This window comes from Aliihoeflea sp. (genome assembly GCF_052435475.1).
Classification (GTDB): domain Bacteria; phylum Pseudomonadota; class Alphaproteobacteria; order Rhizobiales; family Rhizobiaceae; genus Aliihoeflea.
In genome coordinates this window covers 32,117-48,653 of record NZ_JBQVMV010000001.1, presented here as the reverse complement: position 1 = coordinate 48,653, position 16,537 = coordinate 32,117, and the positions used below count along the sequence as shown (strand labels likewise).

General features: G+C 64.8%; 9 protein-coding genes. 6 read left to right on the top strand and 3 right to left on the bottom strand.

Annotated features, from left to right (window positions below; translation table 11 throughout):
* Positions 1–58: 58 nt before the first annotated feature.
* From ACT6QU_RS00190 to ACT6QU_RS00180, 3 genes are read left to right on the top strand one after another with little or no spacing between them, the layout of a single operon-like run.
* Entirely contained in the window at positions 59–730 is a 672-nt protein-coding gene (locus tag ACT6QU_RS00190) for a winged helix-turn-helix domain-containing protein (RefSeq protein WP_444563881.1), read from the top strand.
* Positions 730–2,160: a sensor histidine kinase gene (locus ACT6QU_RS00185; protein WP_444563882.1), complete on the top strand. Its 1,431-nt coding sequence runs from the start codon at positions 730–732 to the stop codon at positions 2,158–2,160. The genes ACT6QU_RS00190 and ACT6QU_RS00185 overlap by 1 nt, the downstream gene beginning before the upstream one ends.
* The gene (locus ACT6QU_RS00180; RefSeq protein WP_444563883.1) at positions 2,157–5,105 is read left to right on the top strand and encodes a bifunctional [glutamine synthetase] adenylyltransferase/[glutamine synthetase]-adenylyl-L-tyrosine phosphorylase; all 2,949 of its coding nucleotides are present in this window, start codon (positions 2,157–2,159) and stop codon (positions 5,103–5,105) included. The genes ACT6QU_RS00185 and ACT6QU_RS00180 overlap by 4 nt, the downstream gene beginning before the upstream one ends.
* A 1-nt stretch (position 5,106) precedes the next feature.
* Here the strand turns inward: ACT6QU_RS00180 and ACT6QU_RS00175 are convergent, their stop codons facing one another.
* Together ACT6QU_RS00175 and pepN are read right to left on the bottom strand one after the other, a co-directional pair.
* Positions 5,107–7,437: a PAS domain-containing sensor histidine kinase gene (locus ACT6QU_RS00175; RefSeq protein ID WP_444563884.1), complete on the bottom strand. Its 2,331-nt coding sequence runs from the start codon at positions 7,435–7,437 to the stop codon at positions 5,107–5,109.
* A gap of 175 nt (positions 7,438–7,612) precedes the next feature.
* A complete protein-coding gene (gene pepN, locus ACT6QU_RS00170; RefSeq protein WP_444563885.1) occupies positions 7,613–10,249 on the bottom strand; it encodes an aminopeptidase N in 2,637 nt (878 codons plus the stop codon).
* Between the two features lie 147 nt (positions 10,250–10,396).
* Here pepN and ACT6QU_RS00165 point away from each other — a divergent pair, with 147 nt between their 5' ends.
* Complete coding sequence (locus ACT6QU_RS00165) at positions 10,397–12,700, top strand: xanthine dehydrogenase family protein molybdopterin-binding subunit (RefSeq protein WP_444563886.1); 2,304 nt, start codon at positions 10,397–10,399, stop codon at positions 12,698–12,700.
* A 71-nt stretch (positions 12,701–12,771) separates the two neighbouring features.
* Entirely contained in the window at positions 12,772–13,728 is a 957-nt protein-coding gene (locus ACT6QU_RS00160) for a DMT family transporter (protein WP_444563887.1), read from the top strand.
* A 5-nt stretch (positions 13,729–13,733) separates the two neighbouring features.
* Here the strand turns inward: ACT6QU_RS00160 and ACT6QU_RS00155 are convergent, their stop codons facing one another.
* Positions 13,734–14,567, bottom strand: coding sequence for a uracil-DNA glycosylase (locus ACT6QU_RS00155; protein ID WP_444563888.1), 834 nt, complete (start codon positions 14,565–14,567; stop codon positions 13,734–13,736).
* Between the two features lie 205 nt (positions 14,568–14,772).
* Between ACT6QU_RS00155 and ACT6QU_RS00150 the strand changes: the two genes are divergently transcribed.
* Complete coding sequence (locus ACT6QU_RS00150; RefSeq protein ID WP_444563889.1) at positions 14,773–16,488, top strand: 4Fe-4S dicluster domain-containing protein; 1,716 nt, start codon at positions 14,773–14,775, stop codon at positions 16,486–16,488.
* Positions 16,489–16,537 lie beyond the last annotated feature (49 nt).

The window sequence follows — 16,537 nt, the reverse complement described above, 5'->3', positions numbered from 1 at the left end:
GGCGGCGGCGGGTCCCCATCACCCGCCGCCGCTTTCTTATCTGGAGTGATGCGTGCCGATGAAACTTCTGGTTATCGAGGACGATCGCGAAGCGGCCGAATATCTGGAGAAGGCATTCGACGAAGCCGGCCATCTCGCCCACATCGCCGCCGATGGCGAGACCGGCTACACGCTGGCGAGTTCGGGCGAATACGACGTGCTCGTCGTCGACCGGATGCTGCCGCGGCGCGATGGCCTGTCCGTCGTCGCCGCTTTGCGTGCGCGCGGCAACGATACGCCGGTCCTGATTCTGTCGGCGCTGGGGGAGGTCGATGACCGCGTGACGGGCCTGCGGGCGGGCGGCGACGACTATTTGACCAAGCCCTACGCCTTTTCCGAACTGCTCGCCCGAGTGGAGGTCCTGAAGAAGCGCGGCGGCTCGAAGGATGTCGAGACGATCTACCGCGTCGGCGACCTCGAGCTCGACCGCCTGTCCCACTCGGTCAAGCGCGCAGGCAAGGAGATCGTGTTGCAGCCACGCGAATTCCGGCTGCTCGAATATCTGATGCGCCATGCCGGACAGGTCGTGACGCGCACCATGCTGCTCGAGAATGTCTGGGACTATCATTTCGATCCGCAGACCAATGTCATCGACGTCCACATCTCGCGACTCCGCTCGAAGATCGAGAAGGAGTTCGATACCCCCGTCCTGCACACGGTGCGCGGCGCCGGCTACATGCTGAAAGCCTGATGCTGGGCTCGATCTCCGCGCTGATGAAGACCACGGCGGCCCGGCTTTCCGCGCTCTATCTCCTGCTGTTCGCGATCTGCGCGGTCGGGCTGGTGTTCTACATGGGCTCGTTGACGATGCGCATGCTGACCGGCCAGATCCAGGATACGGTCTCCGAAGAGGTGCTGAGCCTCGGGCGTGCCTATCAGCGCGGCGGGCTGACGACGCTGGTGCGCGTGGTGGAAGGAAGGTCGCGCCAGCCCGGCGCCTATCTCTACATCATTGCGGACCCGACCGGCCGCATCCTCGGCGGCAACGTGCAGAGCCTCGAGCCGCAGGTGCTCGGCGCGGAAGGCTGGACCGAGCGGCCGTTTTCCTATGAGCGCTACGGCGAGCCCGAAACGCGCACGGCCGACGTGCCCACCGCCCGAGAAGGCCCGCACATGGCGATGGCCGTCGTGGTGCGGCTGCCCAATCAGATGATCCTTCTGGTCGGTCGCGATCTCGGCGAACCCGAGCGCTTCGGCAATGTGATCCGGCGGGCGCTGATCGTCGCCTTCGGCATGATGGGCCTCGGCGCGCTCGCCATCTGGTTCCTCGTCGGCCGGCGTGCATTGAAGCGGATCGACAACATATCCGATGCGAGCCGGCGCATCATGGGCGGCGATCTGTCCGGCCGCCTGCCGGTGGCCGGGGCAGGAGACGAGTTCGACCGGCTGTCGCAGAACCTGAACGAGATGCTGGCCCGGATCGGGGCCCTCAACGAGGGACTGAAACAGGTTTCCGACAACATCGCGCACGATCTGAAGACGCCGCTGACGCGTCTGCGCAACCGGGCCGAGGCGGCGCTTGCGAGAGGCAACGAGCCACAGCATCGCGCCGCGCTGGAAGCGACGATCGCCGAATCCGACCAGCTCATCCGCACCTTCAACGCGATCCTGATGATCAGCCGGCTGGAATCGGGCTATTCGGCCGAGAATACGGCCGTCATCGACCTGTCGGCGATCGTCGCCGACGTCGTCGAACTCTACGAGCCGGCCGCCGACGAAGTGGGCGTCGCGCTCGCTGCCGACGCGCCCGCCGGCTTGGTCATTTCCGGCAATCGCGAACTCATCGGCCAGTCGCTGTCGAACATCGTCGACAATGCGATCAAATACTCCGCAGGGTTCGGCGAACATCCCCGCGTGCGCGTGGCGGCGAAGCGCAATGGGGGCGAGGTCGTCGTTTCGATTTGCGATACGGGTCCGGGCATCCCGCCCGAGGACCGCGCAAGGGCGACGGAGCGTTTCGTCCGTCTGGAGCAGAGCCGTTCGCAGCCGGGCTCGGGTCTCGGCCTCAGCCTGGCCAAGGCCGTCATGACCTTTCACGGCGGACGGCTTGAATTGTCGGGCGAAAACCCTGGATTATGCGTCTCGATGATCTTCCCGGCAGGCGATTCCCCAGCTCCATGACAAAAAGCGACGCAAACGGCCCGACCACACTCCAGGCATTCGGGCGCGCGTCGCTAAAGCCGCTTCGCCCCGACAACGCCGCCGAACTGGTCGCGGACTTCATCGAGACGGCGCGCCAGGACGAATGTGCAGCGCTGGCCGATGCGCTCGAGGCCGACAAGGATGTGTCCGCCTTCCTCGGCGCAGCGTTCGACCTCTCGCCTTTCCTGCGCGACGCGGCGCGTCGCCGGCCCGCGATCCTCCAGAGCCTCGTCACGACGCCGCTCGACCGGCGGCTGGTGGCGATCATCGAGGAAATCGGCGCGTCGGCCTCGCTGGCGGACAATGAGACGACGCTTATGAAGGCGCTGCGGCTCTTGAAAAGCGAGGCGCATGCCTTGCTTGCGCTGGCCGCCCTTGCCGGCATCCATTCCGCCGAGACGACGGTGGGTCGGCTCAGCGACCTGGCCGACACCTGCATCGGCGCAGCGATCGACTTCCTTCTGGTCGAGACGCATGATCGCGGCGCGATCAAACTGCCGGACCGGGCGAAACCGGGCAGAGGCTCGGGCCTCGTCGTTCTCGGCATGGGCAAGCTCGGCGCCCACGAGCTCAACTTTTCCTCCGACATCGACCTGATCCTGTTCGTCGATGTCGAAGCCGAGGCGATTCTCGATCCGCTCGATGCGACGGATCTTTTCTCGCGGCTCGCGCGCCGGTTGGTGCGCATTCTTCAGGACCGCACGGAACACGGCTATGTCTTCCGCACCGACCTCAGGCTGCGCCCCGATCCGGGCTCGACGCCGCTTGCGATCCCGACCGAGGCCGCGCTGAACTACTATGAGGGACGCGGCCAGAATTGGGAGCGCGCGGCGATGATCAAGGCCCGCCCGCTCGCCGGCGACATCGCGGCGGGCGAGGCCTTCCTTGCCGAGCTGACCCCCTATATCTGGCGCAAATACATGGACTTCGCGGCAATCGCAGACGTCCATTCGATCAAGCGCCAGATCCACGCGCACAAGGGTCATGGCGAGATCGCGGTTAAGGGCCACAACGTCAAGCTGGGGCGCGGCGGCATTCGCGAGATCGAATTCTTCGTCCAGACCCAGCAATTGATCGCCGGCGGACGGTTCCAGGAACTGCGCGGCCGCCAGACGGTCGCGATGCTCGCCGTCCTTGCCGAGCGCGGCTGGATCGGCGCGGAGGCGCGCGATGCGCTGGCGAAACAATACTGGTTCCTGCGCGACGTGGAGCACGCGATCCAGATGGTCGCCGACGAGCAGAGCCATGTGCTGCCCGAAGACGATGACGGCCTGCGCCGCATCGCGCTGATGCTCGGCTTCGAAGACGAGACGGCGTTCGCCGAAACGTTCCGCGCCTCGCTGCAACTCGTCGAAAAGCACTACGCGGCCTTGTTCGAAACTGCGCCACAACTTTCGCGCGGGGTCGGCAATCTGGTCTTCACCGGAGATGTCGACGATCCAGACACGTTGCAGACGCTTTCCGAACTGGGCTTCGAGCGGCCGAGCGACATTGCGCGGCTGATCCGCACCTGGCATTTCGGCCGCTATCGCGCGACGCAATCTGCCGAGGCCCGCGAGCGCCTGACGGAGCTGACGCCGGCACTTCTGGAAGCCTTCGGGCAGACCAAGCGTGCCGACGAGGCGATCCTGCGCTTCGACGAGTTCCTGAAGGGGCTGCCCGCCGGCATCCAGCTCTTCTCGCTGTTCCAGTCGAACCCGTCGCTCCTGAAGCTGCTGGCGACGATCATGGGCGCCGCGCCGCGCCTCGCCCAGATCATCACCCGCCGCCCGCATGTCTTCGACGGGCTGCTCGATCCGGGCCTCCTCTCCGAACTGCCCAACAAGGCCTATCTCGCCGAACGCCTCGACGGGTTCCTGACGGGCGTCGAACTGCATGAGGAACTGCTCGACCGTCTGCGCATCTTCGCGGCGGAGCAGAAATTCCTGATCGGCATCCGGTTGCTCTCCGGCGCCATCGACCATCGCCGCGCCGGCAAGGCCTTTTCCGACCTCGCCGACCTGACGATCGGCAGTGCGCTGGAGGCAGTGCAGGCGGAATTCGCGATCCGGCACGGCGCGATGGCGGGCGGCGAGGTCTGCATCGTCGGCATGGGCAAGCTGGGCAGCCGGGAACTGACCGCAGGCTCCGACGTCGACCTGATCCTGCTCTACGATCATGACGAGGATGCCGAGGAATCCGATGGCGAAAAGCCGCTTGCTCCGGCGCATTACTTCACCCGGCTGACTCAGCGCCTGATCGCAGCCGTCTCGGCGCCGACCGCGGAGGGGGTGCTTTACGAACTCGACTTGCGCCTGCGCCCCTCCGGAAACAAGGGGCCGGTCGCGACCCATATCGACGCTTTCGCGAAGTACCAGCGCGAGGAAGCATGGACCTGGGAGCACATGGCGCTGACGCGGGCCCGCGCCGTCGCCGGCGACGCGGACCTGATCGCCGTCGCCAACGCGCATGTCGCGGACGTGCTGGCGACGAAGCACGATGCCTCGAAGGTTCGCGCGGACGCGGGCGAGATGCGCAAGCTCATCGCCAGCGAAAAGCCGCCGCGCGACGTCTGGGACGTGAAGCTGGTTTCAGGCGGGTTGATCGACCTCGAATTCATCGCGCAGGTGGCCACGCTGACCGGCCGCGTCGAAGGCGATGAACACACGGCTTCCACAGTCGAGACCTTGCAGCGCCTGTCACCAGATTTTTGCGATCCGACCGCGCGCGACGAACTCGTTGTCGCCCACGAGCTCTACGCGTCGCTGACGCAGATATTGCGGCTGTGCCTGACCGGTCCGTTCGAGCCGGACGACGTGCCGCCGGGCCTCGCTGACCTTCTGCTCCGCACCACCGACCTGCCGGACCTGAAGGTGCTGGAGGCGCATTTGAAGGACACGTCGACGACAGTGTCCGGGCATTTCAGGAAGCTGATAGGGAAGTAGGTTACGCTGCCTGCTTGACCGGCACCTGCTCGCGGGCGGGGATGCGGACCGAGACGATGGTGCCGACGCCCTCGTTCGAGCGGATTTTCAGCGCGCCGCCGTGAAGTTCGGCCAGCGAGCGCGAAATGGCGAGGCCGAGGCCCGAACCGGTGTGGTTCTTGGAGAACTGGTTCTGGACCTGCTCGAACGGGCGGCCGAGCTTTTTCAGCGCGTCCTTGGGGATGCCGCAGCCCGTATCCTCGATGCTGATGACGACCGAATTGCCGATCTTGCGGGCGCGCATCGAGATATTGCCGCCTTCGCCGGTGAACTTTACGGCGTTGGACAGAAGGTTGAGCATGATCTGCTTGACCGCGCGGCGATCGGCGAAGAGCTCCATCGTGTTGGAGATCTTGGTCTCGACATTGATCTGCTTTTTCGCAGCCTGCAGCGCGACGACGCGGATCGCCTCGTCGATGAGCGGGTTGAGTTCGATCCCCTCGCGGTCGATCGAGAACTGGCCGGCTTCGATCTTGGACATGTCGAGAATGTCGTTGATGACGCCGAGGAGGTAGGTGCCCGATCCGTGGATGTCGCGGATGTATTCCTCGTACTTGTCGGAGCCCAGCGGGCCGAAGAGGCGCGTCGACATCAATTCGGAGAAGCCGATGATGGCATTGAGCGGCGTGCGCAATTCGTGCGACATGTTGGCGAGGAATTCGGACTTGGCGCGGTTCGCCGCCTCGGCGCGTTCCGTTTCCTTCATGTATTCGCGGTTGAGCTCGACGAGCTCGCGCGTGCGCTCGCCCTCGGCCTTTCGGGCCAGCGAAAGGTCGTGGATCGTCGCCATCAGGCGGCGTTCCGAATCGACCAGCTTTTCCTGGTTCTGCTTGATCGGCGTGATGTCGGTGCCGACCGAAACGGTGCCGCCGTCGCGCGTGCGCAGTTCGTTGACCTGCAGCCAGCGTCCGTCGCCGAGCTGGCGTTCATAGGTCGCGCCGCCGGCCAGACCATTTGAATTCGCAAGCTTGCGTTCATGCGCGAAGGCCGTCATCCGCTTTGCGATCGTCTCGCGGCTGGTGCCGGGGAAGACATCGGCATCCGACAGGCCGTGGTCCTTCTGGAACTTGGAATTGCACATGATGAGATGCTGGTTGGCATCCCAAAGGACGAAGGATTCGTTGATGTTTTCGATGGCGGTGCGCAGGCGAAGATCGGCCGTTTCCGAACGCTGGGCCAGGTGTCGCTGCTCGGTGATATCGACGGCGATGCCCACGAGGTGGATATCGGCGGCGTCGGGATCGTTGACCTGCGCCTTCGCCCTGATCCAGACCCAGCCGCCGCTGGCATGGCGCATGCGGAAGATCTGGTCGAACTGGTCGGTTTCGCCTTCGGCGACGCGCTGCGCGATCGCCATCAGGTCGCCGTCCTCGGGGTGGATGATCTCGGAAATCGAACCGAAGGAGAGCATGCCTTCGCAAGGCTCGTAGCCGAGCATCTCGTACATCGATCGCGACCAGTGCATGCGCCCGCGCGCAAGGTCCCAGTCCCAGATGCCGCAACGCCCGCGCGTCAGCGCCATGTCGTTGCGCAAATTGGCTTCCTCATAGATGCGGTCGGCAGCTTCCGCGCGCGCGGCCTGCGTGAAATAGGCGTAGAGGACGACCAGAAGAACGCCGGCCGTCAGCACGAACAGCGTGACGTTGAGCGCCAGCGACTTGCGCCACTCCTCCAGCACGGTGTCGCGCGAGATGAGGGCGAATGCCGCGCCCGTGCGCCCTTCGAGAAGCTCGGCGGCGGCGAACCAGCTTTCACCGGCGACGGTGACTTCCAGCACGCCGGCGCGCTGGCCGAACATGAAGAGTGGCTGGCCGTCGACGACCAGGTTTTCGAGCGACTGGCCGATGAGCTGTTGCTGGCCGGTCGTAGCAACGATCTCGAACTCGGCATCCGTGATCATCAGAACCTGTTCGTCGGCGATGACGGAGTGGCGCGTCGTATCGCGCAGCACCGCCTCCGAGATCAGCTTGTCCGGCGCGCTCTCGCCATGGCTGGTCCGCATCGCGTGGTAGACCTGGCTGGCGGTGAGGCCCAGAAGGCCCTTCGACGTCGCTTCGAGCTCTTCCTTCCAGGCAAACAGCGACAGCGAGCGCATCGCCGCGATGAGGAGCAGGAAGCAGATGACGAGGGTGGGGATCGAACGGCGCAGATAGGGTTCGGCGGCCAGAAGCCGCTTATAGGCCGGCGCTGCAATGAAGCGCGCATGACCCGCGAGGCGAACCTTCTTCTGGCGCGGCCTGCGCCAGGTAAAGAGTTGCCCTGCGGCCGCGCCCCACGCGTCCGTTAGTGCCATTGATGGCTCCCCGAATTTCGAACCTTGCGAATCGATCCGGCAACGCCGCACTTCCGAATCGTCTATAAGGAATCAGAGCCGATTCGCGCTGTCCAGAGCATCGGGCCAAATCTTGCTGAAATGTTGACGGATCGCACGACGCTGCGTCCTTTTGGACTCAATCGCCGCCCGGCGCCTATCCGAGCGTGCGTTCGACGATGTCCTTTAGGTCCGTCGAGAGGCCTGGAACCGCAGCGATGCGCGCGAGTTCGGCGCGGGCATGACCTTGCCGGCCAGGCTCGAGCGAACGCCATGAGCGAAAGGCGGTCGCAAGCCGCGCCGCAACTTGCGGATTGCGCTTTTCGACCTCGATGATGCGGTCCGCGAAGAAGCGGTAGCCGGTGCCATCGGCCCGGTGGAAGCCGGTCTGGTTGGAGCTGGCGAAGGTGCCGATGAGGGAGCGGACGCGATTGGGGTTTCCGATCGAGAACGCACCGTGCGCCGTCAGACCCTCGACGCGGGCAAGAGCGGCGTCCCCCGGAATGGTCGCCTGGATCTGGAACCACTTGTCGAGCACCAGCGGGTTGTCGCCGTACCGCGCTTCGAAATCGGCAAGTGCGGACACGGTCTGCGTCTCCGTCGGGAACCGGTGGGCAAGGACGGCGAGCGCGACGGCGCGTTCGGTCATGTTGGTCGCATCGCGATACTGGCTGGCTGCAAGTTCGGGCGTGCCCTGCGCTGCCGAGGCGTAGTCGAGGAGGACATTCCGCAGGGCGCGCCGGCCGGCGCTTTCCGCGTCCGGCGAGAATGAATCATCGCCTTGAAGATCGCCGCAAAGTGCCTCGAATGCTTCACGATTTGCCGCCGCGATGATGTCGACGAGCGTGTTGCGTGCGACATGGATCGCGTCGGGATCGATGTTCGAGCCGATCTCGCGGGCGACATCCGCCTCGCTCGGCGGCGTCAGCGCAAGCGCGCGATAGGCGGGCTCGAGCGCATCGTCGGCGGCGATGGCGCCAAGCACTTCGGCAAGCCGACCCGCCATGTTGCTTTGCTGCGCAGGCGTCTTGCTCGTCTCGATCAGGTGATCGGACAAAAGCCCGTTGAGCGCCTGCCAGCGCGCGACGAGGTCGCTGTCGTGCCGGGCGAGGAACAGCCGGTCCTCGACGCTCTGTTCGCTTGCCAGCGTGATCGGCGCGGAGAAGCCGCGGTTGAGCGAAATGGCGGGGCGCTCGGAAAGACCGGCGAAGCGGACCGTCTGCCGCCGCTTCTTCAGGTGGATCACGCCATCGGCAAAGCTCGTTGCATCGACGGGCGCGGCGTCGAGGTCGCCGCCATTCCTTCCGACGAGGCCGATGGCGAGAGGAATGTGCATGACGCGCTTGCGGCTTTCCAGCGGCGTCGGCGGAACCGACTGCTCGATGTCGAGCGAAAGTTCCCCGCGCGCCTCGTCATATGTGGTGGAGACGCTGACATGCGGCGTACCGGCCTGGTGATACCAGAGCGCGAATTGCGAGAGGTCGCGGCCCGAGACGTCCTCGAACACTTTGAGAAAATCCTCGATCGTCGCCGCGTCGCCGTCATGGCGCTCGAAATAGAGGTCCATGCCTTGTCGGAAAGCCTCTGCGCCGAGGATGGTGCGGATCATCCGCACGACTTCCGAACCCTTTTCGTAGACGGTCGCCGTGTAGAAATTGTTGATCTCGCGATAGCGGCGCGGACGCACCGGATGGGCGAGCGGACCCTGGTCCTCGGGGAACTGCAGCGACTTCAAAGTCCGAACTTCGGCGATGCGCTTGACCGCGCGCGAGCGCATGTCGGCGGAGAATTCATGGTCGCGGAAAACTGTCAGCCCTTCCTTGAGGCAGAGCTGGAACCAGTCGCGGCAAGTGATTCTATTGCCGGTCCAATTGTGGAAATACTCATGCGCGATGATCGCCTCGATATTGGCGAAATCGACGTCGGTTGCAGTCTCTTCGTCGGCAAGGACGTATTTGTCGTTGAAGATATTGAGACCCTTGTTCTCCATCGCGCCCATGTTGAAATCGGAGACGGCGACGATGTTGAAGACGTCGAGATCGTATTCGAGGCCGAAGACTTCCTCGTCCCAGAGCATCGAGCGCTTGAGCGCGTCCATCGCGTAGGTCGCGCGCGCTTCTTTGCCCTTCTCGACATAGATGCCGAGCTCGACGGTACGGCCCGAACGGGTGGTGAAACTGTCGGTGATGCGCCCCAGATCGCCTGCGACGAGCGCGAACAGATAGGAGGGCTTGAGATGCGGGTCGTGCCAGACGGCATAGTGCCAGCCATCTTCGAGATCGCCGCTTTCGACCGGATTGCCGTTGGACAACAGGATCGGCGCGGATGCTTTCGGAGCCTCCACGCGCACCGTATAGACGGACATGACGTCCGGCCGGTCGAGGAAATAGGTGATGCGGCGAAAGCCTTCCGCCTCGCATTGCGTGCAGTAGACGCCGTTCGACAGATAGAGCCCCATCAGCGCCGAATTGGCCTCGGGGGCGAGTTCCGTCTCGATGACGAGTGAGAACGGACCTTTCGGCAGGCGGGCGATCGTCAGACGGTCGGGCGTCGCTTCGAAGCCCCCCGTCGGCAGTTGCGTGCCGTCCAGCGTCAACGACAGAAGCTTCAGCCCGTCGCCGTCGAGCACGAGCGGCGCGTCGAGCGCGGCATCCTCGCGCCTCTCGATGGAAAGCGTGGCGGTCACGCGCGTGTGGCGAGGGTCGAGCCGGAAGGTGAGATCGGTCGCGCGGATGGCGTAGTCGCTCGGGCGATAGTCCTCGAGACGGTAGACCTTGCCGGTGTCGATCGTCATGCTCTGCCCCTGGATGCGCGGAAACGGATTGCCGCACTCCGCGAGAATTGATCTGCTGGCTGGTCTTTACACGATGCTGGCCCTCGACAAAACTGTCGGTCCGCGCCAGTTCACTGGCATTCTCCCAAACGATCCGGAAAGTTTTCAATGAACGTGATGACGCCGAAGTTCGGAATGGGTGCGCCCGTCCGTCGCCTCGAGGACGATGCCTTCATCCGGGGGCAGGGCCGCTATACCGACGATTTGACGCGCGACGGCGTGCTGCATGGATACGTCCTCCGCTCGCCGATTGCCCGCGGCAGGTTCACCATTGGCTCGACGGAGGCGGCGCTTGGCAGCGACGGCGTCAGGCTTATGCTGACCGGCGCGGATGTCGCCCATCTCGGCGCGCTGAAGTCCGGCGCCATGCAGAAGCAACCCGACGGCACCCGCGCGCCGACCCGCGACATCCCGATCCTGTGCGCTGATGAAGTCGCCTATGTCGGTGACGCCGTCGCCTTCATCGTCGCCGATAGCCGTGCGCAGGCGCAGGACGCGGCCGATCTGTTGGAAGTCGACTTCGAGCCGGAGGACGCCGTCGCCGACATCGCGGCAGCCCTTGCAGACGACGCCCCGCAGGTCTGGAGCGAGCGCGTCGGCAACGTCGCCTTCGAATACCGGCTGGGCGAGGCCGATGCGGCCGACGCGGCCTTCGCGAAGGCCGTCAACGTCTCGCGGATCGAATTCCGCAACAATCGGCTGGTTTCCAATTACATGGAACCGCGCTCCGCGCTGGGCGAATGGGTGGAAGGCGAGGATCGCTTCACGCTGACGACGGGATCGCAGGGCGTCCATTCGATGCGCCGGGTGCTGTGCGATCAGGTCTTCAACATCGGCCATGACAAGCTGCGCGTGGTCACGCCCGATGTCGGTGGCGGCTTCGGCACCAAGATGTTCACCTACCGCGAATATGCGCTGGTGCTGGAGGCGGCCAAGCGTCTCGGCCGCCCGGTCAAGTGGACCAGCGACCGGACCGAACATTTCCTGACCGACGCCCATGGTCGCGACAATCTCGCGATCGCCGAGATGGCGATGGACGGCGAGGGTCGCTTTCTGGCCCTGCGCGTGAGAACCGAGGCCAATATCGGTGCCTATTGTTCGCAGGTCGGCCCGTTCATCCCCTGGGTCGGCGCCACGATGTCGACGGGCGTCTACGACATCCCGGCGCTCGACGTGGTCATCCAGGGCATCTACACGAACACCACGCCTGTCGATGCCTATCGCGGCGCAGGCCGCCCCGAGGCGGCATTCCAGCTCGAAAAGCTGGTCGACCAATGCGCGCGCGACCTGAAGCTGTCGGCGCCCGAAATCCGCCGGCGCAATTTCATCCGCCCCGAACAGTTCCCCTACACCACGCCGACGGGGCGCAAATACGATGTCGGCGAGTTCGACGGCCATCTGACGACCGCGCTGGAGCGCGCCGAATGGGGTGGCTTCGACGCCCGCAACGAGGAGGCGAAGACGAAGGGCCGCATTCGCGGAATCGGTCTTGCGACCTATGTCGAAGCCTGCGCTTTCGCCGGCTCCGAGCCGGCCCATGTCGAACTCGACGCGGACGGAAACGTGACGCTTTCGATCGGCACCCAGTCGAACGGGCAGGGCCACGCGACGGCCTATGCGCAGTTCGTCGCCGAAAAGCTGAACGTCGACATTTCGCGGATCACGGTCCACCAGGGCGATACCGACCGGCTGGAAAAAGGCGGCGGCACGGGTGGTTCGCGCTCGATCCCGCTCGGCGGCGTCTCGGCTGCGCGTGCCGGTGAGGACCTTGCCGAAAAGCTGAAGCGCATCGCGGCCGACGAACTCGAAGCTTCGCCCGCCGATATCGAGCTCGTCGACGGCACCGCGAAGATCGTCGGAACCGACCGCGTGATCGACTTCGCGGGCATCGCGCGCGCGGCGAAAAACGAGTCCGATCTCAAGGGCTTCGGCGAGTTCGTTCAGGACGAGGCGACCTATCCGAACGGCAGCCATGTCTGCGAGGTCGAGATCGATCCGGAGACGGGCGCGACGCAGGTCGTGCGCTACACGATCGTCGACGATTTCGGCGCGACCGTGAACCCGATCCTGCTGGCCGGCCAGGTCCATGGCGGCGTCGTGCAGGGGATCGGCCAGGCACTGTGCGAAGAGGCGGTCTATGGCGAGGACGGCCAGCTCGTCACGGCCAGCTTCATGGACTACGCCGTGCCGCGCGCCGACGATTTTCCGAACTTCCACTTCGAGACGCGCAACGTGCCCTCGACCACCAACGCGCTCGGGATCAAGGGCGCGGGCGAGGCGGGGACGATCGGCGCCACGCCGGCCGCGCTGAATGCGGTGACGGACGCACTCTGGCGCGCGTACGGAATCGGCCACATCGAGATGCCTGCTACGCCACAGCGCGTATGGCAGGCGATTCAGGACGCGAAATAGGTTAACTGGATAATCGATTTCCGAATCGGCGCGGCGGCGACGTCGCCGCGCATTTTGTGGCAAGCGGGCGGATGAACAGACAAGAGGTGGAAGCCCTTTACGCGGACAGGAATCCGCTGACCGGCATTCTGCTCAAGGTCGTCTCCGTCGCAACCTTCGTGGCGATGGCCTCGCTGATCAAGGCGGCCGGCCGCGTGCCGGCGGGCGAGATCGTCTTCTTCCGGTCCGCCTTCGCCATCCTTCCGATCCTGATCCTGCTTGCCTGGCGGCACGAGTTGCGCTCGGCACTGAAGACCACGCGCCCGGTGAGCCACGTTGCGCGCGGTCTGGTCGGCGTGACGTCGATGGGGCTCGGCTTCTTCGCATTGACGCGATTGCCGCTGCCCGAGGCGATCACGCTCAACTATGCGCAGCCGCTTCTGGTCGTCGTCTTCTCGGCCCTGTTCATGGGCGAAGTCGTGCGCCTGTTCCGCTGGAGCGCCGTCGTCGTCGGGCTGATCGGCGTCGTCATCATCTCCTGGCCGAAGCTGACGCTCTTCACCGATGGTTCGGCGATGGGCAATGATGAGGCGCTGGGTGTCACGGCTGCCTTGCTGGCGGCGGGCGTCTCGGCCATCGCCATGCTTCTGGTCCGCCGCCTCGTCCATACCGAGAAGACTGCGACGATCGTCCTGTGGTTCTCGCTGACCTCGACGGTTGCTGCGCTCGGCACCATTCCGTTCGGCTGGGTTCCGCTGACCGGTGGACAGGCGGCTTGTCTCATCGGCTCCGGCATTTGCGGCGGCGTCGGCCAGATACTGATGACCGAAAGCTATCGCCACGCGCCGATGTCGACGATCGCGCCGTTCGAATACACGTCAATGATCCTCGGAATCGCCGTCGGCTTCGTCGTCTTCGGCGACCTGCCGACGATCTACACGCTTGTCGGCGGCACCATCGTCGTCGGCGCCGGCCTCTTCATCATCTGGCGCGAGCAGCGGCTCGGTCTCAAGCGTGGCCAGGCGCGCAAGGTCACGCCGCCGGCCTGACGCGGTCAGCGCGGCGACAGTTCGCCGAGCTTCGCCTTGATTTCCAGAAGATCGCGCCAGCCGAGCTTCTTGTGCGGCGGATTGCGCAGGAGATAGTCGGGATCGAAGGTCGACAATGCCGTGATCGATGCCTCGCCGATCTTGCACTGCCACCATTTGCCCCTGACCCGCACGATGCTTTCGGGCGAGCGCGACATGACTTTTGTCGCCAGGTCGCCGAGCGGAACCAGCAGCTTCGGCTGGACGAGTTCGATCTGCCGTTCGAGAAAGGGGCGGCAGATTTCGATTTCGATGGCCGTCGGCGCGCGATTTCCAGGCGGGCGCCACGGAATGACATGCGCGAGATAGGCGTTGGAGCGGTCGAGCCCGATCGCCGCCATCATTCGGTCGAGCAACTGCCCCGACCGCCCGACATAGGGCCGGCCCTCGATATCTTCGTCGCGACCGGGTGCATCTCCGATGAACAGGATGTCGGCAGCAACGTCGCCTTCGCCGAAAACGAGGCTCTTGGCCGTCAGCGCCAGATTGCAGCCGTCGAAGCCCTGCATTGCCTCGCGAAGCGCCTCCAATGACATGGCTTCGCGGGCAAGAAGCCGCGCTCGCTCGCTTTGTCCCTCGTCGGGAACGCTCGTTTGCGCGCGGGTCGGTGCGGCAGGCGTGGGGCCGTCAGCCGCACGCATAGCGCGCGGTTGAGCCACCGAAGCTTCGTTCGCGCTTGCCGGAATGACCGGCTGTTCGGTCGCCGCGAAGCGGTCCACGGCCTCGTCCATCAATGCGTCGTCCACGCCGCTGTCGGCATAGAAGAGCAGGAGCTCGCGCAGGTTGATCGTGTCGGCCATGCCTTCTCTATACCGATCGGCAGGCAGGTGGCCAAGCGCGCGATTATTTGACGTTTACGTCAACGGAATATAGATTGCACGCTACGGCCTGTCGCATGGCGTGAGTTATGGTTTCGCTTAGGAAACCGATGCGATAAGCACGCATTATGACATCAGGCAGCGTCGCCGACGGCGCAACCGACGGACAAGCGGGTGGGAGATCGACATGAGTGAAGTTGAACGCGAGAGCATGGAATTTGACGTCGTGATCGTGGGCGCCGGCCCCGCCGGTCTCGCCGCATCGATCCGCTTGAAGCAGCTCAATCCCGATCTTTCCGTCGTCGTCCTGGAGAAGGGCGCCGAGGTCGGCGCGCATATCCTTTCGGGCGCCGTGGTCGACCCGATCGGCATCGACCGGCTTCTGCCCGAATGGCGCTCGGAAAGCGATCATCCGTTCAAGACGCCGGTGACGGACGACCAATTCCTCCTGCTCGGCCCGGCAGGTTCGATCCGCATCCCGAATTTCCTGATGCCGCCCCTGATGAACAATCACGGCAATTATGCGGTTTCGCTCGGCAATGTCTGCCGCTGGCTCGCCGGCCACGCCGAGGCGCTGGGCGTCGAAATCTATCCGGGCTTCGCCGCCGCCGACCTCATCTACAATGACGAAGGCGCCGTCACCGGCGTCGTCACCGGCGACATGGGTGTCGAGCGTGATGGCACGCATGGCCCGTCCTACGCGCCCGGCATGGCGCTCCTCGGCAAATACGTCCTGATCGGCGAGGGCGTGCGCGGTTCGCTGGCCAAGAAGCTGATCGAGAAGTTCGAGCTTTCGAAGGACGCGCAGCCGCAGAAATTCGGAATCGGCCTGAAGGAACTCTGGCAGGTCGCGCCGGAAAAGCACAAGCCCGGCCTCGTCCAGCACTCCTTCGGCTGGCCGCTGAACTCGAAGACGGGCGGCGGCTCGTTCCTCTATCACCTCGAGGACAACCAGGTCGCAGTCGGCTTCGTGGTTCACCTGAACTACAAGAACCCGTATTTGTCGCCCTTCGAGGAATTCCAGCGCTTCAAGACGCATCCGGCGATCCGCGACACGTTCGACGGCGCCAAGCGCGTCTCCTACGGCGCGCGCGCGATCACCGAGGGTGGCTACCAGTCGGTGCCGAAGCTGACCTTCCCGGGCGGCGCGCTGATCGGCTGCTCGGCCGGCTTCGTCAACGTGCCGCGCATCAAGGGTTCGCACAATGCGGTCCTGTCGGGCATGCTCGCGGCCGAAAAGATCGCGGAGGCGCTGGCCGGCGGCCGCTCCCATGACGAGATCGCCGCCTACGAGGCCGAATGGCGTGGCAGCGACATCGGCAAGGATCTGAAGCGGGTGCGCAACGTGAAGCCGCTCTGGTCGAAATTCGGCACCTGGATCGGCGTCGGCCTCGGCGGGCTCGACATGTGGACGAACCAGCTCTTCGGCTTCTCCTTCCTCGGCACACAGTCGCACGGCAAGCCGGACTATGCCGCGCTGGAGCCGGCCGACAAGCACTCGCCGATCGCCTATCCCAAGCCCGACGGCGTCCTCACCTTCGACCGCCTGTCCTCGGTGTTCCTGTCGAACACCAATCACGAGGAAAGCCAGCCGATCCACCTTCAGGTGAAGGACCCCGAACTGCAGAAGCGTTCGGAATACATGGTCTTTTCCGGCCCCTCGACGCGCTACTGCCCGGCCGGTGTCTATGAATGGGTCGACGCGGACGGCAACGGCCTGACCGGTGGCCCGGCCTCGCCGACCAAGGGCGGCGAAGTCTCGCATTCGGAGCCGGACGCGCGCTTCGTCATCAACGCGCAGAACTGCGTCCACTGCAAGACATGCGACATCAAGGACCCGAACCAGAACATCAACTGGGTGCCCCCGCAGGGCGGTGAGGGGCCGGTTTATCCGAATATGTGATTGGTCGGTGAATGGTGAATGGGAGTTGGTCGGCTCTTGGCCTTGACGC